Annotated in this window: 25 protein-coding genes and 1 tRNA gene; 5 read left to right on the top strand and 21 right to left on the bottom strand. The window is 70.2% G+C overall.

The window, feature by feature from the left end:
- The 13 genes from DRV84_RS15865 to iscR all read right to left on the bottom strand — a co-directional run.
- A partial coding sequence (locus DRV84_RS15865) for a hypothetical protein (protein WP_205026729.1) occupies positions 1–198 on the bottom strand: 198 nt, incomplete at its 3' end.
- A 227-nt stretch (positions 199–425) separates the two neighbouring features.
- Positions 426–869, bottom strand: a complete 444-nt coding sequence (locus DRV84_RS08870; RefSeq protein WP_239995034.1) for a transposase — start codon at positions 867–869, stop codon at positions 426–428.
- Between the two features lie 328 nt (positions 870–1,197).
- Positions 1,198–1,274, bottom strand: a tRNA-Arg gene (locus tag DRV84_RS08865).
- Between the two features lie 65 nt (positions 1,275–1,339).
- A complete protein-coding gene (locus DRV84_RS08860; protein WP_115979528.1) occupies positions 1,340–2,560 on the bottom strand; it encodes a cysteine desulfurase in 1,221 nt (406 codons plus the stop codon).
- A 20-nt stretch (positions 2,561–2,580) separates the two neighbouring features.
- Complete coding sequence (locus DRV84_RS08855) at positions 2,581–3,159, bottom strand: YIP1 family protein (RefSeq protein ID WP_115979527.1); 579 nt, start codon at positions 3,157–3,159, stop codon at positions 2,581–2,583.
- A complete protein-coding gene (locus tag DRV84_RS08850; protein WP_115979526.1) occupies positions 3,156–3,647 on the bottom strand; it encodes a YIP1 family protein in 492 nt (163 codons plus the stop codon). The genes DRV84_RS08855 and DRV84_RS08850 overlap by 4 nt, the downstream gene beginning before the upstream one ends.
- Positions 3,647–4,930, bottom strand: coding sequence for a SufB/SufD family protein (locus DRV84_RS08845; RefSeq protein ID WP_115979525.1), 1,284 nt, complete (start codon positions 4,928–4,930; stop codon positions 3,647–3,649). The genes DRV84_RS08850 and DRV84_RS08845 overlap by 1 nt, the downstream gene beginning before the upstream one ends.
- On the bottom strand, positions 4,930–5,685 hold the full coding sequence (gene sufC, locus DRV84_RS08840) for a Fe-S cluster assembly ATPase SufC (protein ID WP_115979524.1): 756 nt from the start codon (positions 5,683–5,685) through the stop codon (positions 4,930–4,932). Before sufC ends, DRV84_RS08845 begins: the two co-directional genes overlap by 1 nt.
- Before the next feature lie 28 nt (positions 5,686–5,713).
- Positions 5,714–6,325 (bottom strand): hypothetical protein, encoded by a 612-nt coding sequence (locus DRV84_RS08835; RefSeq protein ID WP_115979523.1) that lies wholly within the window; start codon positions 6,323–6,325, stop codon positions 5,714–5,716.
- Between the two features lie 3 nt (positions 6,326–6,328).
- Positions 6,329–6,640: a heavy metal-binding domain-containing protein gene (locus tag DRV84_RS08830; RefSeq protein WP_115979522.1), complete on the bottom strand. Its 312-nt coding sequence runs from the start codon at positions 6,638–6,640 to the stop codon at positions 6,329–6,331.
- Between the two features lie 16 nt (positions 6,641–6,656).
- A complete protein-coding gene (sufB, locus tag DRV84_RS08825; RefSeq protein WP_115979521.1) occupies positions 6,657–8,195 on the bottom strand; it encodes a Fe-S cluster assembly protein SufB in 1,539 nt (512 codons plus the stop codon).
- A 163-nt stretch (positions 8,196–8,358) separates the two neighbouring features.
- Complete coding sequence (locus DRV84_RS08820; RefSeq protein WP_115979520.1) at positions 8,359–9,402, bottom strand: cysteine desulfurase family protein; 1,044 nt, start codon at positions 9,400–9,402, stop codon at positions 8,359–8,361.
- A 115-nt stretch (positions 9,403–9,517) separates the two neighbouring features.
- Positions 9,518–9,976, bottom strand: a complete 459-nt coding sequence (gene iscR, locus DRV84_RS08815; protein ID WP_115979519.1) for a Fe-S cluster assembly transcriptional regulator IscR — start codon at positions 9,974–9,976, stop codon at positions 9,518–9,520.
- A 152-nt stretch (positions 9,977–10,128) separates the two neighbouring features.
- On the opposite strand from iscR, the gene DRV84_RS08810 reads away from it, so the two are divergent.
- Together DRV84_RS08810 and DRV84_RS08805 are read left to right on the top strand one after the other, a co-directional pair.
- Positions 10,129–10,782 carry an alpha/beta hydrolase gene (locus tag DRV84_RS08810; RefSeq protein WP_115979518.1) on the top strand — a complete coding sequence of 218 codons (654 nt, stop codon included), beginning with the start codon at positions 10,129–10,131 and terminating at the stop codon, positions 10,780–10,782.
- Positions 10,783–10,824: 42 nt separating this feature from the next.
- Positions 10,825–11,049, top strand: coding sequence for a hypothetical protein (locus DRV84_RS08805; RefSeq protein ID WP_115979517.1), 225 nt, complete (start codon positions 10,825–10,827; stop codon positions 11,047–11,049).
- A gap of 44 nt (positions 11,050–11,093) precedes the next feature.
- On the opposite strand, the gene mfd is transcribed toward DRV84_RS08805, so the two are convergent.
- Positions 11,094–14,564: a transcription-repair coupling factor gene (mfd, locus tag DRV84_RS08800; protein WP_115979516.1), complete on the bottom strand. Its 3,471-nt coding sequence runs from the start codon at positions 14,562–14,564 to the stop codon at positions 11,094–11,096.
- A 21-nt stretch (positions 14,565–14,585) separates the two neighbouring features.
- Positions 14,586–15,113, bottom strand: a complete 528-nt coding sequence (locus DRV84_RS08795; protein WP_115979531.1) for a component of SufBCD complex — start codon at positions 15,111–15,113, stop codon at positions 14,586–14,588.
- A 237-nt stretch (positions 15,114–15,350) separates the two neighbouring features.
- Between DRV84_RS08795 and hemB the strand changes: the two genes are divergently transcribed.
- On the top strand, positions 15,351–16,358 hold the full coding sequence (gene hemB / locus DRV84_RS08790; protein WP_115979515.1) for a porphobilinogen synthase: 1,008 nt from the start codon (positions 15,351–15,353) through the stop codon (positions 16,356–16,358).
- 124 nt (positions 16,359–16,482) lie between these two features.
- Complete coding sequence (locus DRV84_RS08785) at positions 16,483–17,040, top strand: lipid-binding SYLF domain-containing protein (RefSeq protein ID WP_115979514.1); 558 nt, start codon at positions 16,483–16,485, stop codon at positions 17,038–17,040.
- Between the two features lie 335 nt (positions 17,041–17,375).
- Here the strand turns inward: DRV84_RS08785 and gyrA are convergent, their stop codons facing one another.
- The gene (gyrA, locus tag DRV84_RS08780) at positions 17,376–20,111 is read right to left on the bottom strand and encodes a DNA gyrase subunit A (RefSeq protein ID WP_115979513.1); all 2,736 of its coding nucleotides are present in this window, start codon (positions 20,109–20,111) and stop codon (positions 17,376–17,378) included.
- Positions 20,112–20,292: 181 nt separating this feature from the next.
- On the opposite strand from gyrA, the gene DRV84_RS08775 reads away from it, so the two are divergent.
- Positions 20,293–20,562: an usg protein gene (locus DRV84_RS08775; protein ID WP_192881409.1), complete on the top strand. Its 270-nt coding sequence runs from the start codon at positions 20,293–20,295 to the stop codon at positions 20,560–20,562.
- Between the two features lie 5 nt (positions 20,563–20,567).
- Here the strand turns inward: DRV84_RS08775 and DRV84_RS08770 are convergent, their stop codons facing one another.
- From DRV84_RS08770 to DRV84_RS08750, 5 genes are all read right to left on the bottom strand, one after another.
- Positions 20,568–22,037, bottom strand: coding sequence for a carboxypeptidase M32 (locus tag DRV84_RS08770; RefSeq protein ID WP_115979511.1), 1,470 nt, complete (start codon positions 22,035–22,037; stop codon positions 20,568–20,570).
- Positions 22,034–23,179, bottom strand: coding sequence for a heme A synthase (gene ctaA / locus DRV84_RS08765; protein WP_115979510.1), 1,146 nt, complete (start codon positions 23,177–23,179; stop codon positions 22,034–22,036). The genes DRV84_RS08770 and ctaA overlap by 4 nt, the downstream gene beginning before the upstream one ends.
- Before the next feature lie 58 nt (positions 23,180–23,237).
- Complete coding sequence (locus DRV84_RS08760) at positions 23,238–23,975, bottom strand: RNA methyltransferase (RefSeq protein WP_115979509.1); 738 nt, start codon at positions 23,973–23,975, stop codon at positions 23,238–23,240.
- Between the two features lie 106 nt (positions 23,976–24,081).
- On the bottom strand, positions 24,082–24,633 hold the full coding sequence (locus tag DRV84_RS08755; RefSeq protein WP_115979508.1) for a peptidylprolyl isomerase: 552 nt from the start codon (positions 24,631–24,633) through the stop codon (positions 24,082–24,084).
- Positions 24,626–25,132, bottom strand: a complete 507-nt coding sequence (locus DRV84_RS08750; RefSeq protein WP_115979507.1) for a peptidylprolyl isomerase — start codon at positions 25,130–25,132, stop codon at positions 24,626–24,628. Before DRV84_RS08750 ends, DRV84_RS08755 begins: the two co-directional genes overlap by 8 nt.
- Between the last annotated feature and the right edge of the window lie 53 nt (positions 25,133–25,185).

Below are 25,185 nucleotides of genomic sequence, written 5' to 3'. Positions count from 1 at the left end.
GGGTCCCGTTTGGATGCCGATTGACAGATGTCGTCCAGAAGCGCGCGGTTCTCGATGCTGCGCTTGCTCTCCGGCCGTCGGCGCCACGCATGAGTGCTCACTGACAGAGACGCTGAGCACGGCACAGAGTGAGCCGGTGGTCGCCATCGGTTTGAGACCGCCGGCGAACGCGAACGGGCCAGATATGGCGATGCTCATCCACGAACCCGAATGATCTTCGTCTTCATCGGTGCACCCTCTGCCTGATTCTATAGAACCGTCATGGCATACGTGACGCCCTCCGGCTCCAGGGGCAGGGGAATCCACCGAATCAGTTCACGAGAGCGGCCAACCAGGGGTTCGGACTGCCGCCGTTTCGGACCACCCAGCGGACCACGCTCATGGCCCCGACGATCAGCAAACGCCGGATGTCGGTCGGCCCCATCTTACTGACCGATCCCCAAACTCGACTTGCCGCCCGTGGACCTCTGTCGTGGCCCCAGGCCGAGCGTCACGCCAAAGGCGTGCTTGCAGCACGACGCAGCGAAGGTGCGCCCGCTGTCAAAGGTGTCGAGGTCCGACGCGAACGCCGCGACGGCGCCTGCGGGCACGGGGCCGATCCCGGGGATGGTGCACAGCCGCCGCAGGTGTGCGTCCGTCTTCGATGCCGCCTCGAGCTCGGCCGCGAGGCGTTCGATCACCTCGGTGCGGCGCGCGATCTGCTCGAGGGAGATCGCCCCCATCTGCCGAACCGTCTCCGGCAAGTCGCTGGTCTCGTCGGCCAGCGCGGTCTCGAGCCCCTTCGGACTCGCCGGCCCCTCCGGCGCCACTTGTCCAAACTCGGCCAGATGGCCCCGGAGTGCGTTGATGAGGTGCGTGCGCTGCCGCACCAGGCCCTGGTGCGTCCGAAACGGTCGTTCATCAGGGCGCCATCGGTTCGAGCCCGATGGACGACGCGCGGCCTTGCGTCTCAGCACCCTTCACGGCCGCGAAACACATGGGCGGCCGCGAAGCCGCTTCCGCGCCGGCTCCGAGCCTTCTCGTGACGAAGGCTATCCGCCCCGGTAATGTGGCCGCGGGGACGATGCCGCAATCATAGCTGAAAACCGGCCCGCACGGTGGGTCAAGGGTGATCCCGCTGTCGGCGACATCGCGGGAGAGACGTGTTCGGGTGCTCGGCCCCGGCGAAGTTCCTGACACGAAAGAAAATGCACAATATGGCGGTCGCACCAGGATTCGAACCTGGGACCTCTGGCTTCGGAGGCCAGCGCTCTATCCAGCTGAGCTATGCGACCCGCAGGCCCCGCTTATCGTCGCGGGGCCGGCGGCGCAACCCTGACGCGGGCGAAACTTCGCCCGCTCAGGCGAAGAGCTCGTGCGCGAGCTCCAGCGCGTCGACCAGCGCGTCGACCTCGCCCTCGGTGTTGTAGAGCCCGAAGCTCGCCCGGCAGGTGGCCGGCGTGCCGAGGAACTCCATCAGCGGGCCGGTGCAGTGCTGACCGGCGCGCACGGCGACGCCCTTCTTGTCGAGGATGGTGGAGATGTCGTGCGCATGCGCCGCCCCCTCCATCGTGAAGGAGAAGATCGCCGCCTTGTCCGGCGTCGTGCCCTGCACGCTCAGCCAGTTGAGCCCGCCGAGGCGGCTGACGGCATAGTCGCGCAGCCGGTCCTCGTGCGCGGCCACCGCTTCCATGCCGAGATCCATCAGCCACTCGAGCGCGACGCCGAGGCCGATCTGCTGCACGATGCCGGGCGTGCCCGCCTCGAATTTCATCGGGGGGTCGGCGTAGGTGACGCTGTCCTTATGCACCTCGCGGATCATGTCGCCGCCGCCGATGAAGGGGCGCATTTCCTCCATCCGCTCGCGCGCGATCCAGATCGCGCCGGAGCCCGAGGGGCCGTAGAGCTTGTGCCCCGTGATCGCGTAGAAATCGCAGCCGAGCTCGGAAAGGTTCACCGGCATGTGCACCGCGCCCTGGCTGCCGTCCACCAGAACCGGCACGCCCTTGGCGCGGGCGCCGGCGCAGATCGCCTGAACGTCGACCTTCGTGCCGAGCACGTTGGAGAGATGGGTGACGGCCACGAGCTTCGTCTTCGGCCCGATCGCGTCGATCACCGCCTGCGGGTCGAGCGCGCCGGTGGCGTCCACGTCCACCCATTTCAGCACCGCGCCGTGGCGCTCGCGCAGGAAGTGCCAGGGCACGATGTTGGCGTGATGCTCCATCACCGACAGCACGATCTCGTCGCCCGGCTCGATCCGCGGCATCGCCCAGCCATAGGCGACTAGGTTGATCCCCTCGGTGGTGCCCGAGGTCATCACGATCTCGTCCTCCGAGGGCGCGCCGAGGAAGCGCGCGACGGTGCCGCGCACGCCCTCGTATTTCTCCGTGGCGAGGTTGGAGAGATAGTGCAGCCCGCGGTGGACGTTGGCGTATTCCTCCGCATAGGCGCGGGTCACCGCGTCGATCACGCACTGCGGCTTCTGCGCCGAGGCGCCGTTGTCGAGATAGACGAGCGGCTTGCCGTTCACCTCCCGCGAGAGGATCGGAAACTCCGCCCGGATCGCGTTCACGTCGTACATCGCCATCGTCCCCTATCGCGTCAGGGCTGAGGTAGGGCGCCGCCGAAGAGCGTCACGAGCAGCGTGAGCCCGAGCGCGAGCGCCAGCACGCTGAGCGCGATCGCCCCGAAGGACTTCAGCAGGCTGCCGTAATCATGCGCCACGTCGACGAAATTCAGCAGGATCCAGAAACCGATCACCGCCGCGGCGAGCACCACGAGCGACGACAGCACCGGGCTCAGCGGCACGAGCACCAGAAGCGCCGCCTGCACGGCGAGGCGCAGCGCCTGCAGCCACACGAGGAGGACCATCACGTCCTCCAGCGTGCCCGTGCCCCCGATCGCGCGGCCCACGTACCAGAGGCCGAGGATCGTGCCGATCAGCCCCGCGGCGAGGAAGGCCGCGAAGGGCACCGGGGCGAGCGCGGCCATCGGCACCTCGGCCGGCGGCGGCGTGATCAGGTTCGACAGGCCGTAGACGGCAGCGTTCAGCACGATCACCAGCGCGAGCGCCGTCAAGAGCACATTGCGCGGCAGCTTCAGCGCCAGAAGACGGCGCGCCGCCCCCTGCGGATCGCGTATCGTCTCGTTCGCCAGCTCCCCGAGCGCCGCGGTCGTCATGCCTGTGTCCTCTCGGCTTCGCGAAGGCTGGCGATCCAGAACCACCCGAAGGCGATCAACCACAGAACACCGACGGCCTGCAAGCCCGGGCCGGGGCCGACGAAGCCCTCGACCAGCCCGTAGAGCAGGAGAAGCGGCGCGGCGGCGAGGAAGGACCAGAAGAGCGCGAGACGCGCGCCGAAGTAGCTGCCCTGCCCCCCGAAGAGCCGCGCGACCAGATGCGAGATCGCCGCGAGCAGGTAGAAGAGGAGCGGTGCGACGAAGAGCCACGCGAAAAGCGCGCCGGCCATCATCGCCTCGAACGACGGCCCCTCTTCGCCCAGTGTCGCGGCGCGCTGAAGCGCCGGCCAGCGGCCCACGAACGCCAGAAGGCACCCGCCCATCAGTATGGCGAGCGCCCGGTCCTCGCGCCGCCCGGCGTCGAGCAGGTGGCGCATGACCTTCCGCGGCGACCGGTAGGTCGCCACGATGTCGGTTGTCACGGGCATCAGCCGCGCCGTCGGGCGAGCCAGCCCTCGAGCCGCGCGGTGATGTCCCCGGCGAGGTCCTCGTCCTCGATCTCCTCAACCGCCTCGGCGAGGAAGGAAAGCGTCAGGATGTCCGTCGCCTCGTCCTTCGTCACGCCGCGGGCGCGCAGGTAGAAGAGCGAGTCCTCGTCGATCGCGCCGGAGGTCGAGCCGTGCGAACAGGCCACGTCGTCGGCGTAGATCTCGAGCTCCGGCTTGGCGAGGAACTGGCTGTCGTCGTCCAGCAGAAGCGACTGGCTGATCTGGTAGCCGTCCGTGCGCTGCGCGACCGAAGGCACGAGGATCTTGCCCTGAAAGACGCCGGTCGCGCCGTTGCGCAGCACCTTCTTGAAGACTTGGCGGCTTTCGCAGTCCGGCGCGGCGTGGGTGATGAACACCGTGTCGTCGCCGTGAAAGCCGCGGTCGCCCACGCTCGCCCCCGCGATATGCGCGACGCCGCGCTCGCCCGCCATCTCGACGACGGTCTCGTTGCGGGTCATCACGCCGTTCACCGTGACCGAGAAGCTCTTGAACACGCTCGCTTCGCCGAGGCGGGCGAAGATGTGCGTGGCCGCGCGGCGCTCATGGTCGCGGCCCTGCGCGCGCACGTGGTGCAGCGTCGCGCCGTCGGCGATGTCCGCCTCGATCACGTTGTTGAAGCGCGCCGCCGCCGGGCCATTCTCCAGAAGCGTGAGGCTCGCGCCCGTCTCCACCTTGATGCAGTGATGCAGGTAAGCGTCCGAGGTGGTGGAGGCGTGGCGATAGATCAGGCTGACGGGCTTAGAGGGCGTCGCCGTCACCCGGATCAGCACGCCGTCGGTGGCATAGGCCGTGTTCAGCGCGGCGAGCGGGCGCGGCACGGGGGCGTGCCCGCGCGCCTCGAGCGTGCCGTAGACCTCGCGCGCCCAGTGCAGGTCGGCCGCGCCCGCCTCTTCGAGGCGCGCGATCTCGATCCCCTCGAGCGCGAGGTCGTCCGAGGCCGCCGGGTCGAAGACGCCGTCGGTGAAGACGATCTTCAGCCGGTCGAAGGCGTCGAACATCGGCGGCTCGCCCGCGTCGAAGAGCGCCGCCTCCGGCGCCTCCGGCGCGGTCAGCGTGTCGGGGCGCGTGAACTTCCAGTATTCGTCGCGCGCACCGGGAAGCCCCATGGCGCGCAGCCGTTCCAGCGCGGCCTCGCGCGCGGCGCGCGGCCAGCCGTCGGCGGGCATCGTAAGCGCGCCGAGGCGCGCCTCGAGCGTGTCGATCTTGGGCTGCGGAAGCGCCATCAGGCCACCTCCCCGGCGAAGTCCGCGTAGCCGCTCTTCTCGACCTCGAGGGCGAGCTCGGGGCCCCCGGTCTTCACGATGCGGCCGTTCGCCATGATGTGCACCACGTCCGGAACGATGTGATCCAGAAGCCGCTGATAGTGCGTGATCACGAGGAAGCCCCGGCCCGCGTCGCGCAGCTTGTTGACGCCCTGCGCCACGAGCTTCATCGCGTCCACGTCGAGGCCGGAGTCCGTCTCGTCGAGGATGCACATGCGCGGCTCGAGCATGGCCATCTGCAGGATCTCGTTGCGCTTCTTCTCACCGCCGGAGAAGCCCGAGTTGACGCCCCGCTTGAGCATCTCGGCGTCGATGTCGAGCTCCTTGGCGCGGGCGCGCACGAGCTTCAGGAACTCGGTCGAGTTCATCTCCTCCTGCCCGCGGGCCTTGCGCTGCGCGTTCACCGCGGTGCGCAGGAAGGTCATGTTGCCCACGCCCGGGATCTCCACCGGGTACTGGAAGGCGAGGAAGAGGCCGGCCGCCGCGCGCTCCTCCGGCTCCATCTCGAGGATCTCCTGCCCGTCGAGCTGCGCCGAGCCCTCGGTCACCTCGTAGCCCTCGCGCCCCGAGAGCACGTAGGAGAGCGTGGACTTGCCCGAGCCGTTCGGGCCCATGATCGCGTGCACCTTGCCCGCCTCGACGGAGAGGTCCACGCCCTTGAGGATCTCCTTGTCCTCCTCCTCGAGCTTCACGTGCAGGTTCTCGATGGTCAGCATGTCGTCGGTCCCTTGTCCTTTGCGGCGGTCACGGCCGCGTCATCAGCGTCACGATTTGCGTCAGCCGCTCGGCCGGCACCGGCTGCGGCGTCACCTCCCAGAGGGCCATGCGCCCCGCCATGCGGTGCGGCGGCCCCAGATACTCCTCCACGACGTGGTAGCGCTGCCGCGGCGCGTAGTCGTCGAAGAGGAGCGTGAACGGCCCCGGCGCCCGGAAGAGCGCCGCGAGCGCGCAACCCACGCGGAACCGCCCGTCCACCAGCACCACGTCGGGCGCCAGCTCCGCGCGATCCCAGACCGTGAGCGGGTAGTGCGCGTAGCGCCGCCAGCCCGTGTCGTCAGCCGGACGGCCCCACTTCTTGGTCGGGCCGATGTCAGCCCACATCACCTCTACGGCGGACCCGTCGGCTGGCGGGTTGGCGTTGAACCAGGCGCGCATCGCGGCGGCCCAGTCCGGATCGCTCTCCACCGCGACGACCCGCTTGCCCGGCATTTCGGCGGCGAGGACGGTCGACCCGCCCGAGCCGTATTCGAGGATCGACGCCGCGCCCGCGTAGGCGGCGCTCAGCGCCTCGGCCTCCCGGTCGGGAAGCGTGAGCTCCGGCCGCGCCGGGGTGGTTTTGGCATGCCGCGCGGCCATGGCTCAGCCCAGCGTGACGCCGGTGCCCGAGGCCGAGACCATCAGCATGTTGTTGATGACCTCGTAATCCAGATCGACGCCCACCACCGCATCGGCGCCGAGCGCCGCCGCGCGGCTTTCCATCTCGCGGGTCGCCGTCTCCCGCGCTTCGGCGAGGCTCGCCTCGTAGGCGCCGGAGCGCCCGCCGAGGATGTCGGTGATCCCGGCGAAGACGTCGCGGAAGACGTTGGCGCCGATGATCGCCTCGCCCGTGACGATGCCGTGATACGTCTCGATGGTGCGGCCCTCGACATGGGGCGTGGTGGTGACGATCATCGCGCCTTCTCCGGTCTCAGCCCACCGACCCTTCGAGCGAGATCGCCACGAGCTGCTGCGCTTCCATGGCGAACTCCATCGGCAGGGCCTGCAGCACCTCCTTGGCGAAGCCGTTGACGATGAGCGCCACGGCCTCCTCCTCGTCCATGCCGCGCTGGCGGCAATAGAACATCTGGTCCTCGTCCACCTTGGAGGTGGTCGCCTCGTGCTCCACCCGGCTCGAGTTGTTCTTCACCTCGATGTAGGGAACCGTGTGCGCGCCGCACCGATCCCCGATCAGGAGCGAGTCGCACTGCGTGAAGTTGCGGCTGTTCTTCGCCTTCGGGTGCATCGAGACGAGCCCGCGGTAGGTGTTCGAGCTCTCCCCGGCGCTGATCCCCTTGGAGACGATCCGCGAGCGGGTGTTCTTGCCCAGATGCACCATCTTCGTGCCGGTGTCGGCCTGCTGATGGTTGTTGGTGATGGCGATCGAGTAGAACTCGCCCTGGGAGTCGTTCCCGCGCAGGATGCAGGAGGGATACTTCCAGGTCACCGAGCTGCCCGTCTCCACCTGCGTCCACATCACCTTGGAGCGGTCGCCGCGGCAGTCGGCGCGCTTGGTGACGAAGTTGTAGATGCCGCCCTTGCCCTCTTCGTCGCCGGGGAACCAGTTCTGGACGGTGGAGTATTTCACCTCCGCGTCCTCCTCGGCGATGATCTCGACGACGGCCGCGTGCAGCTGGCTCTCGTCGCGCTGGGGCGCCGTGCAGCCCTCGAGGTAGCTCACGTAAGACCCCTTGTCGGCGATGATGAGCGTGCGCTCGAACTGCCCGGTGTTCTCGGCGTTGATGCGGAAATAGGTCGAAAGCTCCATCGGGCAGCGCACGCCCGGCGGCACGTAAACGAAGGAACCGTCGGAGAAGACGGCGCTGTTCAGCGTCGCGTAGAAGTTGTCCGAGACCGGCACCACCGAGCCGAGGTACTTCTTCACGAGCTCCGGGTGCTCCTGAATCGCCTCGGAGATCGAGCAGAAGATGACGCCCGCCTTCTTCAACTCCTCCTGGAAGGTCGTGCCGACCGAGACGCTGTCGAAGACCGCGTCGACGGCCACCTTGCGCTCGCCCTCGCGCGCCTCGGCGGGCGCCGCGTTTTCCGCGCCCTCGACGCCGGCGAGCACCATCTGCTCCTTCAGCGGGATGCCGAGCTTCTCGTAGGTCTCGAGGAGCTTCGGATCCACCTCGTCGAGCGACTTCGGCTTCTCCGCCATGCTCTTCGGCCGGGCGTAGTAATACTGTTCCTGGAAGTCGATCGTGGGATAGTCGATGAAGGCCCACTCCGGCTCCTTCATCTGCAGCCAGCGCTCGTAAGCCTGGAGCCGCCAGTCGGTCATCCACTCCGGCTCGCCGTTCTTTTCGGAGATGAGGCGCACGATGTCGGCCGTCAGGCCCTTCGGCGCATAGTCCATCTCGATGTCGGTTTCCCAGCCGTACTTGTACTTGCCGCCGACCTCGCGCACGGTCTCGACCGTCTCGCGGTCGACGCCTTCCTTTACGTCGAGCTTGTCCAATGCGCTCATCGTTCGTCTCCTCGGTCTGGTCGGGGCCGGCGGCCCGCTGATGCTTTCCCTGCCGCCCCCTGCGGGGCCTTCGCTCGCGCCCCGTGCGGGGCGCTTACCTCATGCGCCCCCGGGGCGCCCGACGGCCCGCTGTCGCAGGGCCGCCGCTCGATCGGTCCGACGCTCAGGCCGCGCGCGCCCGGTGCCGCGCCAGCGCGGCGCCCCAACGCTCGGCGAAGCGGTCGAGCTCCGCCCGCGTGACGCCGGGCCCGAAGCTCACCCGCAGCGCGCTCGCCGCGGTCGCGTCGTCGTGGCCCATGGCGCGCAGCACGCCGCTCGCCCGGACCTTGCCGCTGGAACAGGCCGAGCCGGCCGAGACCGAGATCCCCGCGAGATCCATGGTCATCACCTGCGTCTCTCCCTTCCAGCCGGGGACCGCGACGCAGACCGTGTTCGGCAGCCGCCGCGCCCCTTTCCCGACCAAAATAATCTGGCCCCCGAGGGCCTCAAGGTTTTTCTCTAGAATATTTCTAAGTTCCGCGACCCCGTCCCAGAGCCCCGCGTCGAGATCGCGCCGCGCCGCCTCCGCCGCCGCGCCGAAGCCCGCGATGCCGGGGATGTTCTCGGTCCCCGAGCGCCGGCCCATCTCCTGCCCGCCGCCGCGGATGCGCGCCGCCACGTCGCGCCCCTGCCGCAACAGGAGCGCGCCCACGCCCTTCGGCCCGCCGATCTTGTGCGCCGAGACGAAGGCCATCTCGACGCCCGTCTCCGACAGTCGCAGCGGCAGCTTGCCGAAGCCCTGCGTCATGTCCGAGACGGCGAGCCCCGCGGGCAGCGCCTGCACCACGCCGGTCTCGGAGTTGGCGAGCTGCAGGACCGATCCCGCCGGATCGGCGACGCGCACGCGGCCCTCGCCGTCCACCGGCAACACCTCCTCGATCCACGCGCGCACGGCGTCGTGCTCGATCGCCGCGCCGGCGAGCCCGCGCCCCGCGCAGGCGAGCGCGGCCGCCTCCGTCGCGCCGGAGGTGAAGACGAGATCGTAGCCCTCGCCCCCGATCGCCTCGAGCACCTGCGCGCGCGCCCGCTCGATCGCGGCCTTGGCCGCTCGCCCCTCCTCGTGCACCGACGAGGGATTGCCGATCAGGTCGAGCGCATCCGCCACCGCCGCCCGCGCCTCCGGGCGCAGCGGCGCCGTCGCGTTCCAGTCGAGATAGACCCGGCTCATCGCGCCTCCTCGCGGCCCATCACCTTGGCGAAAATACTCCGGGGGAGTCGCGCCGACAGGCGCGACGGGGGCAGCGCCCCCCGACCCGGCCCCAGACCCGGCCCACGGCCCGCGCTCACTCGTCCACCACCGAGAACAGGTCCGGCACCGCCGGGCACGGCGCGAGGGTGTTGTTCACCACGTCCGAGAGCCGCGTCTGGTGCAGGAAGACGTAGACGTTCGCCGAGAGGCTCTGCCAGAGGCGGTTCGTCAACGACTGCGCCTTCGTCCCCGAAAGCCCGCCTGTCGCGCCGAGGCCCTTCTGCATGGCGTCCACCGTCTCGTCCACGGCCGAGAGCACCTCGACCACGCGGATCTCCGAGGCCGGCCGCGCGAGGCGGTAACCGCCGCCCGGCCCGCGCACCGAGGTCACGAGCCCCGCCCGGCGCAGCCGCACGAAGAGCTGCTCCAGATAGGGCAGCGAGATCGCCTGCCGCTTCGCGATGTCGCCGAGGCTCACCAGCGCGTCCTCGGGTTGCAGCGCGATATCCGCCAGCGCCACCATCGCGTAGCGCCCTTTCGTGCTGAGCTTCACCGCCCGACCCCTTCCCCTGTCCACATGTTGACCGCGCGTGCCGCAGTGCTTACCTGCGGTCGTGTCCAGCGCATCCCGATTAGAATAATTCTAAGAAGGTACGGCGCTCCCGTCAACGATTCCGTCCGCGTCAGCAGGAGCGACAAGACCCCATGCCCGAGGTCATCTTTCCCGGCCCCGAGGGCCGTCTCGAAGGCCGATACCACCCGCAGAAGGACCGCGACGCGCCGATCGCGCTGATGCTGCACCCACATCCGCAGTTCGGCGGCACGATGAACAACAAGGTGGTCTACAACCTGCATTACGCCTTCCACCGGATGGGCTTCACCGTGCTGCGCTTCAACTTCCGGGGCGTGGGCCGCAGCCAAGGTGAGTACGACCAGGGGGTGGGCGAACTCTCCGACGCGGCCTCCGCGCTCGACTATCTGCAGTCGATGAACCAGAATTCCAAGCACTGCTGGGTCGCGGGCTTCTCCTTCGGCGCCTGGATCGGGATGCAGCTCCTGATGCGCCGGCCCGAGATCACGGGCTTCATCTCGGTTTCTCCGCCGGCGAACATGTACGACTTCTCCTTCCTCGCGCCCTGCCCCTCCTCCGGGCTCCTGATCAACGGCACCGCCGACCGCGTAGCGCCGCCCTCCGACACCGCCGCGCTCGCCGCCAAGCTGCAGGAGCAGAAGGGCATCACCGTGAGCCACGAGGAAATCGAAGGCGCGGGCCACTTCTTCGAGGGCGCGCACATGGAGCCGATGATCGAGACGGTCACCGACTACGTGAAGCGCCGCCTGACCGAGACGACGCGCTGATCGACGGTTGCTGATCGACGGAGACTGATCGGGGGTGAGCCGATGGGAGTGACGGAGGATCTCGCCGACGCGCTGGCGCAGGACGCGATCGCGGCGGCCGACGAGCTCGGCGACGACCGGCTGATCGAAGAGGTGGCCGAGGCGCTCGGCGCCACCTCCTCGACCACGCAGGAGGCCTTCATGACCTCCGTGCGCGTCCGCCTCGCCGAGCGCCGCGCGCGCCGGCTCCTGGAGCAGAGGCGCGCCGCCGGCCGCGGCGGCGGCTGACGCCGCCGCCGAAGGCGCTTCCAAGCGCCTTCGCCAAGCGGTTTTCAAACCGCTTGGCCGCGCTCCGCCACCGCCTCGGCCTTCTTCGCGAGGTCCTGCGCGATGGCGAAGGCGCCGCGCACGCGCTCCTTCTCGCTCGTCCAGTCGCGGCGCACGACGACCTTGTTGTCCTTGACCTTGGCGAGCCCCTTCTGCGCCTTGATGAACTCGACGAGCCCCTCGGGGTTCGGGAAGCGGTCCTCGTGGAACTGCACCGTCGCGCCCTTCGGCCCGCCGTCGAGCTTGGCGATATGGGCGCGCTTGCACATCGCCTTGAGCCGCACCACCACGAGGAGCGTGTTCACCTCCCGCGGGAGCTCGCCGAAGCGGTCGATCAGCTCCGCGGCGAAGCCCTCGAGCTCCACCTTCGTCGTCAGCGACGAGAGACGCCGGTAGAGCCCGAGCCGCACGTCGAGGTCGGGCACGTAGTCCTCCGGGATCAGCACCGGTACGCCGAGGTTGATCTGCGGCGCCCACTGCTCGCCGGTCTCGGCGATGCCCTCGGCCTCGCCCGAGCGGATCTTGGCGATCGCCTCCTCCAGCATCGACTGGTAAAGCTCGAAGCCCACGTCGCGCATCTGGCCCGACTGCTCCTCGCCGATGAGGTTTCCGGCGCCGCGGATGTCGAGATCCTGGCTCGCCAGGGTGAAGCCAGCGCCGAGCGCGTCGAGGCTGCCCAGCACCTTGAGCCGCTTTTCCGCCTGCGGCGTGAGCGGCGCGCGGGGCTTGGTGGTGAGATAGGCGTAGGCGCGCGTCTTCGACCGCCCGACCCGCCCGCGGATCTGGTAGAGCTGGGCGAGGCCGAAGCGGTCGGCGCGGTGGATCACCATCGTGTTCGCCGTCGGGATGTCGAGGCCCGATTCCACGATCGTCGTGGCCAGCAGCACGTCGTACTTGCCGTCGTAGAAGGCGTTCATCCGGTCGTCGAGCTCGCCGGCGGCCATCTGCCCGTGGGCGGTGACGAAGCTGACCTCGGGCACCTGCTCGCGCAGGAACTCCTCCATCTCCGGCAGATCCGAGACCCGGGGCACGACGAAGAAGCTCTGCCCGCCGCGGTAGTGCTCGCGCAGGAGCGCCTCGCGCACGGTGACCGCGTCGAACTCGCCGACGTAGGTGCGGATCGACAGCCGGTCCACCGGCGGCGTGCCGATCACGCTGAGGTCGCGCACGCCGGAGAGCGCCATCTGCAGCGTGCGCGGGATCGGCGTCGCCGTCAGCGTCAGCACGTGCACGTCCGAGCGCAGCTGCTTCAGCCGCTCCTTGTGCTTGACGCCGAAGCGCTGCTCCTCGTCCACGATCAGCAGCCCGAGGTCGGAGAACTTCACCGACTGCGCGAGCAGCGCATGCGTGCCCACCACGATGTCCACCGTCCCGTCGGCCAGCCCCGCGCGCGTCGCCGTCGCCTCGCGCGCCGAGACGAAGCGCGAGAGCGCGCGCACCTCGAGCGGGAAGCCGCGGAAGCGCTCGCGGAAGCTCTGCGCGTGCTGGCGCGCGAGCAGCGTCGTCGGCGCGATCACCGCGACCTGCCGGCCCTGCATCGCCGCGACGAAGGCCGCGCGCATCGCCACCTCGGTCTTGCCGAAGCCCACGTCGCCGCAGATCAGCCGGTCCATCGGGCGCCCGGCCTCCAGATCGCCGAGCACGTCCTCGATGGCGCGCATCTGGTCGTCGGTCTCCTCGTAGGGAAAGCGCGCGCAGAAGGCCTCCCAGGCGTGGGCCTGCGGCTCCAGCACCGGCGCCTTCCTGAGCTCGCGCTCGGCGGCGATGCGGATGAGGCGCTCGGCGGTCTCGCGGATGCGCTCCTTCATCCGCGCCTTGCGCGCCTGCCACGCGCCGCCGCCGAGCTTGTCGAGCAGGCCCTCCTCGTGGCCGTAGCGCGTCAGCAGCTCGATGTTCTCGACCGGCAGGTAGAGCTTCGCGCCCTCGGCGTATTCGAGCACGAGGCACTCGTGCGCCGCGCCCGCCGCGGTGACCACCTCGAGGCCCTTGTAGCGCCCGATCCCGTGCTCGACGTGGACCACCAGATCGCCGGCCGAGAGCGATTGAGCCTCAGTCAGGAAGTTCTCGGCCCGCCGGCGTTTCTTTGCGCCGCGGATCAGCCGGTCGCCGAGCACGTCCTGTTCGGAGATCACAGTCAGCCCCGGCCGGGTGAAGCCCTGCTCGAGCGGCCAGACGGCGAGGTGCAGGCCCGTCCTGCCGACGCGCGTGGCGTCCGTCACCGGCACAGCGCCGGCCAGCCCCTCGTCCTCCAGAAGCCCGTCGAGACGCTCGCGCGCGCCCTCGGAATAGGAGGCGACGACGACCGGCCCCTCTTGAAGTTGTGCGCGAATATGGTCGCCGAGAACGCTGAAAAGATTTACATTCTCGTTCTGCCGCTCGGGCGCGAAGCTGCGCCCGATGCGCCCGCCGGCATCCGTCACGCCGGGGCCCGAGGGCTGCGGCAGGGGGTGGAACTGCGCCACCCGCCGCGCGCCGAGCGCGGTCTCGAGCGCCGCCTCGTCGAGGTAGAGCTTCTCCGGCGGCACGGGCTTGTAGACCGTGTCGAAGCGATCCTTGCGGGTCATCGCCTCGCGCCGGGCCTCGTACTGGTCGGCCACGCTTTCCCAGCGCGTCGCATGCGCCGCGCGGAGCTGGTCGTCGAGGCAGACGGGCGCCTCGGGCAGGTAGTCGAAGAGCGTCTCCAGCCGGTCGTGGAAGAAGGGCAGCCAGTGCTCCGCGCCCTGCGGCTTGCGGCCCGCGCTGACGGCCTCGTAGAGCGGATCGTCGCCCCCCGTCGCGCCGAACTCGAGGCGATAGGTCTGGCGGAAGCGCCGGATCGCCGGCTCGTCGAGGATGACCTCGGAGACCGGCGCGAGCTCCACGCGCTGGAGCGTCTCGGTCGTGCGCTGGGAGGCCGGGTCGAAGCGGCGCGCGCCGTCGAGCGTGTCGCCGAAGAGATCGAGACGCACCGGCCCGCCCTCGCCCGGCGGATAGATGTCGATGATGCCGCCGCGGATCGCGTAGTCGCCCGGCTCGGTCACCGTGGGCGCGTTGGAAAAGCCCATCCGCGCGAGGAAGTCGCGCAGCCGCGCCTCGTCGATGCGCCTGCCCACCTCGGCGACGAAGGCCGCCTCGGCCAGCACCTCGCGCGCGGGGATATACTGCGTCACGGCGTTGAGCGTCGTCAGCAGCACGAAACGCGGCGGCGCGCCGTGCACCAGCGCGGCGAGCGTCGCCATCCGCGCGGCCGAGATATCGGGATTGGGCGAGACGCGATCGTAGGGCAGACAGTCCCACGCCGGGAAGCTCAGCACCGGCATCTCGGGCGCGAAGAAGGCGAGCGCGGCGCGCATCGCCGCCATCCGCCGGTCGTCGCGGGCGACGTGGATCACCGGGCCGCCCGCGCGCTCGAGCTCGCGCAGGACGAGCTCGGCGTCGAAGCCTTCGGGCGCGCCGCCGATGGTGACGCGCCCGGCGCCTGAAACTGGGCCGTTCATCGTCTGGACGTCTCCTGTTCCTCAGCCCGCCAGCGGCAGCCGCGACAGGTTCTGATACATGCCCCAGAGGGCGGTGAGAAAGATCGCGAGCATCCCCACCGCCTGGGTGAAAAGGCGCTGGGCGCGCAACTCCCGGCGGAGCGCGTCGCCCGTCAGCGCCCCGGCCCGGATGCGCCGCGCGGCGCGCAGCCCCATGACCCAGACGAGGCTCAGGGGCAAGAGCAGACAGAAGAGCGCCTGCGCGACCTCGACGCGGTAGAGAAAACCCAGAAGCGCGAGCATCGTCAGCGCGAAGCTGAGCGCGCCGACGAGCCAGAGCCCGCCCGCCCGCGCGATGTAAAGCGTCCGGTCCACGTTGATGCGCACCATCTCCTCGAGGTCGTGCGCGGCCGCGCCGCCGCGCCGCGCGGCGCGCGCGACCATGTCGTAGGGCACGCCGAGCACCCAGTGACTGGCCATCGACCATGTCACGGCGAGCGCGATCCAGAACCAGAGGCTCGAGAAGGACCGCGTGTCGATCACCTCGAAAACGGCGTTGGGCCAGTCCACGGCCACCCCCTTGCACCTCGCGACGCGCCGCCCTACCTAGCGCCCGCACGCGCGATTGCCCAGACCCGCGCGGCCCCCTTCTCTGCATGCCGCGCGCGCGTCCCGGGGAACCCGGAGGCAGCGCGTCCGTTCCGCGGACGGATGCGCATGGCCGCCGCGGCCCGGCGCCCCTGTCAGGAGGACTGGACAGCGCGCGCAGGCTCGGGCAAGGCTCCCCCGACACGAGGAGGACCGCCCATGCAGCCCGTTCAGGCCCCCTTCCCCGCCGGCCGTTTCCGCCGCGCCCGCGCGCGACCCGCGACCCGCGCGCTCACGCGCGAGACGGTGCTGACGGTCGAGGACCTGATCTGGCCCGTCTTCCTGCGCGACGGCGAGGGCATCGAGGAGGAGATCCCCTCGATGCCCGGCGTCCACCGCCTCAGCGTGGACAAGGTGGTGGAGGCCGCGCGCCGCGCCGCCGACCTCGGCATCCCGGCGATCTGCCTCTTCCCCTACACCGACCCAGCGAAGAAGACGAAGGACTGCGCCGAGGCCTGGAATCCCGACAACCTCAGCAACACCGCGACGCGCGCGATCAAGGACGCCGTGCCCGGGATCGCCGTGATGACCGACGTCGCGCTCGATCCCTACAACATCGACGGCCACGACGGCTTCGTGAACGCGGCCGACGGCACCGTTCTCAACGACGCCACGGTGGAGGCGCTGGTCAAGCAGGCGCTCAGTCAGGCCGAGGCGGGCGCGGACATCATCGGCCCCTCGGACATGATGGACGGGCGCATCGGCGCGCTGCGCGACGCGCTGGAGGAGGCCGGGCACCACGACGTGATGCTGCTCTCCTACGCGGCGAAATACGCCTCCGCCTTCTACGGGCCGTTCCGCGACGCGGTGGGCGCGTCGGGCGCGCTCAAGGGCGACAAAAAGACCTACCAGATGGATCCCGCCAACACCGACGAGGCGCTGCGCCTCGTCGCGCGGGATCTCGCCGAGGGGGCGGACGCGGTGATGGTCAAGCCGGGGATGCCCTATCTCGACATCTGCCGCCGCGCGAAGGACGCCTTCGGCGCGCCGACCTACGCCTACCAGGTCTCCGGCGAATACGCGATGCTCGAGGGCGCGGCGCGGCAGGGCTGGCTCGACGGCGACCGGGTGATGCTCGAGAGCCTGCTCGCCTTCAAGCGCGCGGGCTGCGACGGGATTCTCACCTATTTCGCCCCGCGCGCCGCGGAGGCGCTGGCCCGGCGATAAGCCGCCGCCGGCGCGCTTGCGGCGTGACAGCGCCGCCGCGACGGGGTATCCTGTGGGCGACGCCGGCCCGTGCAGAATGGCCGGACACAGAGGCTCAGGCAGGACAACCGAAGGGCGGAACGGCATGACGGTGATCGGACGACGGGGGCTCCTCGCGGGACTGGCCGCGACGGGGCTGGTGGCAGGCTGCGGCAACGGCGTGGGCAGCGTCGGGCCGGCGACGATCGACGCGCGCGTCGAGGCGACGCTGCAGCGCATGTATGCGAGATATCCCGACACGCGGGTGATCGCCGACAAGTCGGTCGGCATGCTCGTGATGCCGGTGATGACCGAGGCGGGCCTCGGGTTCGGCGGCGCCTACGGCCGCGGCGCGCTGCGCATCGACGGGGTGACGGTCGATTACTACTCCGCCGCGCGCGGCAGCGTCGGCCCGCAGATCGGCGTGCAGCAGTACAGCCACGTGCTTTTCTTCATGACGCAGGAGGCGCTCGAGCGCTTCCGCAGCGGCAGCGGCTGGGCCGCGGGCGCGGATATCGAATACGCCTTCAACGACCTCGGCGAGAACCTGAGCGCCGAGACGACGACGACCCGCTCGCCGGTGATCGCCATCGTCTTCGGCCAGGCCGGCCTGCGCGCCGGGGTGACGGTGGAAGGGACGAAGTACACCCGCATCATTCCCTGAGGCGGACGGCGGGCGCTCTTCAGCATCGAGGCCGGGCGGGGGGGCGGGTGACGCCCCTGACAGCCCCGCGCGGCCAGAGATGCGCGCAGGGCGCTCCGCGTGTCTCTCGCCGGCGGCGCAGCCGCGACAGGGCGAAACCGCTCGAGCGGAACGCCGCTGCAGGCCACTGCCCCTTTCCGACGACTGCCGCGCAGTGGTGCTCCGGACCACCGCATGACCGCCGGCCATGCGTCGGTGCGCCCTCATCTGCTGCGGCTGCACCACTAGAACGACCGGCTACCCCACCGGCGCGCCCAGAGACGGCGGCTCCCGACGACAAGATCGACGCGCCGGCCTCAGCCCGCGCCGTCGTCGGCCTCGTCCTCGCCCTGCTCGGCGATCCAGGCGACGGAGACGACCTCCTCGCCCTCGCGGGTGTCGAAGACCTTCACCCCGCCCGCGCTGCGCGAGCGGAAGGAGATGCCGTCCACCGGCACGCGGATCGACTGCCCGCGCGAGGTGGCGAGCATGATCTGGTCGTCCATGTCGACCGGGAAGCAGGCCACCACCGGCCCGCCGCGCATCGCCTTGTCGATCGCCCGCACGCCGAGGCCGCCGCGCCCGCGCACCGGGTAGTCGTGGCCGGAGGTGAGCTTGCCCAGCCCCTTCGCGGTGATCGTCAGCAGCAGGTTCTCGGCCGCCGACATCGCCGCGTAGCGCTCGGGCGAAAGCTGGCCCTCGGCGACGGGCGCCTCCTCTTCGTCGGCCTCGATCTCCTCCTCGGCGGCGCCCGCCATCAGGCGGCGCTGCTTGAGATAGGCGGCGCGCTCCTCCGGCGTCGCCTCGAAGTGGCGGATGATCGACATGGAGACCACGCGGTCGCCGTCCTGCAGCCGGATGCCGCGCACGCCGGTCGAATCGCGGCCCTTGAAGACGCGCACCTCCGTCGTCGGGAAGCGGATCGCGCGGCCCGAGTCGGTGACCAGCAGCACGTCGTCCTCCTCCGAGGCGATGCGCGCGTTCACCAGTTCCACGCCCTCGGGGAGCTTCATGGCGATCTTGCCGTTGGACTTGACGTTGGTGAAATCCGAGAGCGCGTTGCGCCGCACGTCGCCCGCGGAGGTGGCGAACATGATCTGCAGGTCGGCCCACTCCTCCTCGGGGCGGTCCACCGGCATGATCGCGGCGATCGAAACGCCCTGCGGGATCGGCAGGATGTTGACGATCGCCTTGCCGCGGGCCGTGCGCGCGCCGAGCGGCAGGCGCCAGGTCTTGAGCTTGTAGACCATCCCGTCGGTGGTGAAGAAGAGAAGCGGCGTATGCGTGTTGGCGACGAAGAGCGTCGTGACGACGTCGTCCTCCTTGGTCGCCATGCCCGAGAGGCCCTTGCCGCCGCGCTTCTGCGACCGGTAGTCGGCCAAGGGCGTGCGCTTGATCCAGCCGGACTGGGTGACGGTGACCACCATGTCCTCGCGCTCGATCAGGTCCTCGTCCTCGAGGTCGCCCGCCCAGTCCACGATCTCGGTCCGGCGCGGCACCGCGAAGAGCTCGCGCACCTCGGTCAGCTCGTCGCGGATGATCCCCATGATCCGCTCGCGGCTCCCGAGGATCTCGAGGTAATCCTTGATCTTCGCGGCGAGCTCCTCGAGCTCGTCGGTCACTTCCTTCACCCCGAGCTGCGTGAGCCGCTGAAGGCGCAAATCGAGGATCGCGCGCGCCTGCACCTCGGAGAGGTAATAGGTGCCGTCGTCGTTGATCGTGTGGGTGGGATCGTCGATCAGGCGGATGTATTCGGCGATGTCCTCGGCCGGCCAGCGCCGCTCCATCAGCCGCCGCCGCGCCTCCGCCGCGTCGGCCGAGGCGCGGATCGTCGCCACCACCTCGTCCACGTTCGACACCGCCACGGCTAGACCGCAGAGGATATGGCTGCGCTCCCGCGCCTTGCGCAGGAGATAGGCGGTGCGCCGCGCCACGACCTCCTCGCGGAAGCCGAGGAAGGCGGTGAGGAAGCCCCGGAGCGTCAGCTGCTCGGGCTTGCCGCCGTTGAGCGCGAGCATGTTGCAGCCGAAGGAGGTCTGCATCGGCGAGAAGCGCCAGAGCTGATTGAGCACCACGTCGGGCGTCGCGTCGCGCTTGAGCTCGATCACCACGCGCACGCCGCCGCGGTCGCTCTCGTCCTGCACGTGGGCGACGCCCTCGATGCGCTTGTCGCGCACCGCCTCGGCGATCTTCTCGATCATCGAGGACTTGTTCACCTGATAGGGGATCTCGTCCACGATGATGGCGAAGCGGTCCTTGCGCAGCTCCTCGACCCGGGTTTTTGCCCGCAGGATCACGCTGCCGCGCCCCTCGAGGTAGGCCTTCCGCGCCCCCGACCGGCCGAGCATCACGCCACCCGTCGGGAAATCCGGGCCGGGGACGTACTCGATCAGCCGCTCGGTCGAGAGGTCCGGCTCCTCGATCAGGGCGAGGCAGGCGTCCACCACCTCGCCGAGGTTGTGGGGCGGGATGTTGGTGGCCATGCCGACGGCGATGCCGCCCGCCCCGTTGACCAGCATGTTCGGGAAGCGCGCCGGCAGGACCGTGGGCTCGCGCTGCTTGCCGTCGTAGTTGTCCTGAAAATCGACCGTTTCCTTGTCGATGTCGGCGAGGACGTAGTCGGCCGCCTTGGCCATGCGCACCTCGGTGTAGCGCATGGCCGCCGGGTTGTCGCCGTCCATCGAGCCGAAGTTGCCCTGCCCGTCCAGAAGCGGCAGCGACATCGAGAAGTCCTGCGCCATCCGCACGAGCGCGTCGTAGATCGCCGCGTCGCCGTGCGGGTGATACTGCCCCATGACGTCGCCCACCGGGCGCGCGGACTTGCGGTAGGGCTTGTCGTGCGTGTTCCCCGTTTCGTGCATTGCATAAAGAATGCGCCGGTGCACGGGTTTCAGCCCGTCGCGCAGATCGGGGATCGCGCGGGCGACGATCACGCTCATAGCGTAATCGAGGTAGGAGGCGCGCATCTCCTCCGCGATCGAGACGCTCGGGCCCTCGTAGGGCACGCCCGGGATTTCCGGAGACTCCTCAGGGGGTTCGGGGGTATCGGTCACGGGAATCCTGCTCTCTGCCGGGGGCCACGCGCGGCCCGTGCGCGTCTATAGCACCCGCGCTCGGCCCCGTGCAACGCCGCCCCGCGGCGCTGTCAGCAGCCACCAATACCTGCTGCTAGAGCATTGTTTTCATTGAAAATTATGCCCCGCCGGGCATCATTTCGGAACGACTCACCGGGAGGTGCCGATGACCGAGACGGAACTGATGCTCAAGGGCTACGGGCTGACCACGGCGGAGGTGTTCTACCGGATGCCCGATTATCGCAACGTGCTGAACACCTTCGTCTGGCAGGACTACGACCTCGCGCCGGATCACCCCCGGCTCTTCCGCTTCATCGAGTTCTGGCAGTCCGAGATCGAGGGGCCGCTGCATTCGGTGCGCTTCGCCCACCGCAAGCTCGTCGCGCCGGGCGAATGGCGCAACGTCGTGGGCGAGTTCACGCTGCACTGACGCGCTCAGAGCCTGTAGAGGCGGCCGAACTTCTCTTCGAGATAGGCGAGGAGCGGCACCTCCGAGGGCGCCTCGCCGGTGGCCTGCTCGATCAGCGCGCGCGGCTCCATCAGCCCGCCGTGACGCTGCACCCGCGCGCGCAACCACTCCGTCGCCGGCGACGGATCGCCCGCGGCGAGCCGGTCGTCGAGATCGGGCAGGTCGCGGCGCAGCGCGGCGTGCAGGCAGCCCGCGTAAAGATTGCCGAGCGTGTACGTCGGGAAGTAGCCGAAGAGCCCGACGGACCAGTGCACGTCCTGCAACAGCCCGTCCGAGGGCCGCTCGGGGGCGTAACCGAAATCGGCGGCGAAGCGGTCGTTCCACGCCGCCTCCAGGTCGCCCGCGGCGAGGTCCCCCGCGATCAGCGCCCGCTCGAGGTCGAAGCGCAGAAGAACGTGCAGGTTGTATTGTAGCTCGTCGGCCTCGGTGCGGATGAAGCCGCGGTGCACGCGGTTGACGGCGGCGTAGAACGCCTCCTCGTCCGCGATGCCGATATCGCCGAAGCGCGCGCGCATCTGCCGGAACAGCCAGCCGGTGAAGGCGCGCGAGCGGCCGAGCTGGTTCTCGTAGAGCCGGCTCTGGCTCTCGTGCACGCCCATCGAGGCGCCCTCGCCCATCGGCGTCAGCAGATAGGCCGCGTCGATGTTCTGCTCGTAGGCGGCGTGGCCGGTCTCGTGGATGGTGGAATAGAGGCAGTTGAAGGGATCGGCCGGATCCGTGCGCGTGGTGATCCGCACGTCGAGGCCGGAGCCCGAGCTGAAGGGATGGACCGCCGTGTCGATCCGTCCGCGCGAGAGGTCGTAGCCGAAGGCCTGCGCCAGCTCCTGCGCGAGCGCGTGCTGCACCGCCGGGTCGAAGCGCCCCGACAGCGCCGGCGGGGCCGGCCGATCCAGCGCCGCCGCGCGCAGCTCCGCGAGCCGGGGACGCAGCGCGGCGAACATCGCCTCGAGCTCCGCCGCCGTGGTGCCGGGCTCGTAGTCCTGCAGGAGCGCGTCATAGACGTCGCCCCCCTCGGCGAGCGCCGCGCCCTCCTCGCGGCGGAGCGCCACGACCTCCGACAGCACCGGCAGGAAGGCGCCCGGGTCCTCCGCCGCGCGCGCCTCGGCCCAGATGCCCTGCGCGCGGCTGGTCACGCGGGCGAGCTCGGCGGCGAGGCGCGCGGGCACCTTCGTCGCGCGCGCGTGCGCCCGCCGGATGAGGCGCAGCTGCGCCGCGCCCGCCGCATCCGGCGCCTCGGCCCGCTCCAGCCATTCGGCCACGCGGGGATCGGTGCGCCGCGCGTGCAGCACGCCCTCCAGCGCCGCCATCTCCTCGGCGCGCTGGGGCGCGGCGGCGCGCGGCATCATCGTCTCTTGGTCCCAGCCGAGGCGCCCGGCCACCTGCGCGAGCGCCTGCGTCTCGCGCGCGTGGGCCATCAATTCGTCGTAGGCGCTCATGCCGTCCCCCGCACCGACTGCGCGACCGGGTAAAGCGCGCGGAACCGCGCCCAGAGCGCCAGCACCCAGAGCACCACCGCCCCGAACTGATGCAGGATCGCGAGGTGCCAGGGCGCGCCGTAGATCACCGTCAGGATGCCGAGCGCGAGCTGCACCAGCACCATCGCCAGCACCGCGTTGAAGGCGAAGCGCGTCGCCGGATTGGGCGAGCGCCGCGCCACCCACCAGAGCAGGACGCCGAAGAGCACGAGCGCGTAGCCCGCCATCCGGTGCATGAACTGCACGAGGCCGTCGTCCTCGAAGAAATTGCGCCAGAGGGGTTCAAGCTGGAAGGGATAGGGCGGGAAGAAGCCCCCCGCCATCAGCGGCCAGTCGGTGTAGTTGCGCCCGGCGTCGATGCCGGCCACCAGCGCGCCGAGGAGGATCTGCACGAAGGCGACCGCGGCGAAGGCCGCGCCCCAGCCGGCGAGCCGCCCCTCGCGCTGGCGCCGCGCCTGCAGGAGCTCGCGTTCCTCCCGGCCGAGGCGGGTGACGTACCACGCGATCAGCCCGAGGATCACGAAGGCGAGCCCGAGATGTGTGGCCAGCCGATAGCTCGCCACGTCGAGCATCGTGCCCTCGAGCCCCGAGGCCACCATCCACCAGCCGATCGCGCCCTGAAGCCCGCCGAGCAGCCCGAGCCCGAAGAGCCGCCCCGTCCAGCCCGGCGGCATCTTCCGCGTGACGAGGAAACCGAAAAAGCCCGCGGCCCAGACCAGCCCGATCACCCGGCCAAGCTGCCGGTGGCCCCATTCCCACCAGTAGATGAACTGGAACTCCGACAGGCTCATGCCCTTGTTCTGAAGCTGGTATTCGGGGATCTGCCGATAAGCCTCGAACTCGCGCTGCCAGTCCTCCGCGCTCATCGGCGGGATCGCGCCCGAGATCGGCGCCCATTCGGTGATCGACAGCCCCGAATCGGTGAGCCGGGTGAGCCCGCCCACGGCGATCATCAGCACGACGAGCGCGAAGAGGATCATGAGCCAGACGCGCACCGCGCCGCGCGCCCCGCGCCGGCCGGCGTCGAGCATGCCGCCCCGCGGCGCCGCCTGCGCCGGCGCGCCTTCGCCCACCTCCTCGAACAGCTTGCGTTTCTCGGCCATGCCCCGCCTCCCGCTTGTCCGCCGCGCTATCTATGCCGGTGCAGGGGCGGCGGCAAGCTCAGCGCGGCCCGTCGCGGTGGCGCACAAGCTGGCGCAGGATGCCGTGGAAGATGCGCACGTCGGCCTTCGTCAGCGGCATCCGCGACCAGAGATTGCGCAGGTTGCGCCGCATGCTCTCGGCCTTGTGCGCGGGAAAGAAGAAGCCCGCCTCCTCCAGCCGCGCCTCGTAGTGTTCGGCGAGCCGCGCGACCTCGCCCGCCTCGGCCCAGCCGTCGGGGCCGGGCACCACAGCCTCGTGCGTGACATCGGCCGTGTGGCGGCGCCACTCGTAGCCGGTCAGCAGAACGCACTGCGCGAGGTTCAGGCTCGGGAACTCCGGGTTCACGGGGACGGTGACGATGGTGTTGGCGCGCGCGATGTCGTCGTTCTCGAGGCCCGCGCGCTCGGGGCCGAAGAGGACGGCCACCCGCTCCCCCGCGGCGAGCCGCCGGGCGGCGTCGGCCATCGCGCGCTCGGGGCTCATCACGGGCGTCGTCATGCCGCGCGGGCGCGCGGTGGTGGCGTAGACATGCGTCACGTCGGCGATGGCGGCGGCGGTGTCGTCGTAGATCTGCGCGGCGTCGAGCAGCCGCCCCGCCCCGCTCGCCGTCGCGCCCGCGGCCGGGTTGGGCCAGCCATCGCGCGGCGCGACGAGGCGCATGCGGTCGAGCCCGAAGTTCCACATCGCCCGCGCCGCGGCGCCGATGTTCTCGCCCATCTGCGGGCGGACGAGGACGAAAACGGGCTGACGATCCATCGCGGCGTCCCGGAACGGCGCAGGGAGATTTTTCGTACGAAAAATCTCCGCGCGGGGAAGGGTATCGGTCCCGCGATTTTTCGTACGAAAAATCGCGGGACGCGGCTCAGTCGGTGACGGTGACCGTCTGCATCACGTCCGGGCGGCCGACAACCGCGCCGTTGCGGCCCTCGCCGCGCTTGATGGCGTCGACGACCTCCATGCCCTCGGTCACGCGGCCGACGACGGTGTATTGCCCGTCGAGATGCGGCGCGGGGGCGAACATGATGAAGAACTGCGAGTTGGCGCTGTCCGGATCGGCCGAGCGCGCCATGCCGACGACGCCGCGCTCGAAGGAGACGTCGGAGAACTCCGCCGCGAGATCCGGCAGGTCCGAGCCGCCGGTGCCCGCGCGGCGCATGTCGCCGCCCTCGAGCCGGCCGAAGGCCACGTCGCCGGTCTGCGCCATGAAGCCGTCTATCACGCGGTGAAACACCACCCCGTCGTAGGCGCCCTCTTCGGCGAGGGTCGCGATGCGCTCCACGTGGTTCGGCGCCACCTCCTCCAGAAGGTCGATGCGCACGGTGCCCTCGGCTTCGCCCGCGATCTCGATGGCGAGGCCGGTGGCGGCGGCGGGGCCGGCGGCGAGACACGCCGCGGCGAGGAGGAGCTTACGCATCGGCGGCCACCTTCACGCTGATCATCCGGTCGGGATTGGCGGGCGGCTCGCCGCGGGTGATGGCGTCGACGTGCTCCATGCCCCCGATGACGCGGCCGTAGACTGTGTACTGCCCGTTCAGGAAATGGTTGTCCTTGAAGCTGATGAAGAACTGCGAGTTCGCGCTGTTCGGGTTCTGCGAGCGCGCCGCGCCAAGCGTGCCGCGGTCGTGCGGGATGCGCGAGAACTCGGCCGGCAGGTCCGGCAGGTCCGAGCCGCCGGTGCCCGCGCGGCGCGGGTTGTAGCCGTCTTCCATGTTGGCGTGCTCGACGTCGCCCGTCTGCGCCATGAAGCCGTCGATCACCCGGTGGAAGGCCACGTTGTCGTAGGCCCCGGCGCGGGCGAGCGTCTTCATCCGCTCGACGTGCTGCGGCGCCACGTCGGGCAGAAGCTCGATCGTCACCGTGCCGTCCTTCAGCTCCATCAGGATGGTGTTCTCGGGGTCGCGGATCTCGGCCATGCGCGGCGCTCCTCGTCTCGTGGCTCGCGCCCTGTTACGACGCCCTGCCGGCG

It is taken from the genome of Rhodosalinus sediminis, assembly GCF_003385555.1.
Classification (GTDB): Bacteria; Pseudomonadota; Alphaproteobacteria; order Rhodobacterales; family Rhodobacteraceae; genus Rhodosalinus; species Rhodosalinus sediminis.
This window is presented reverse-complemented; position numbering and strand designations above follow the sequence as displayed.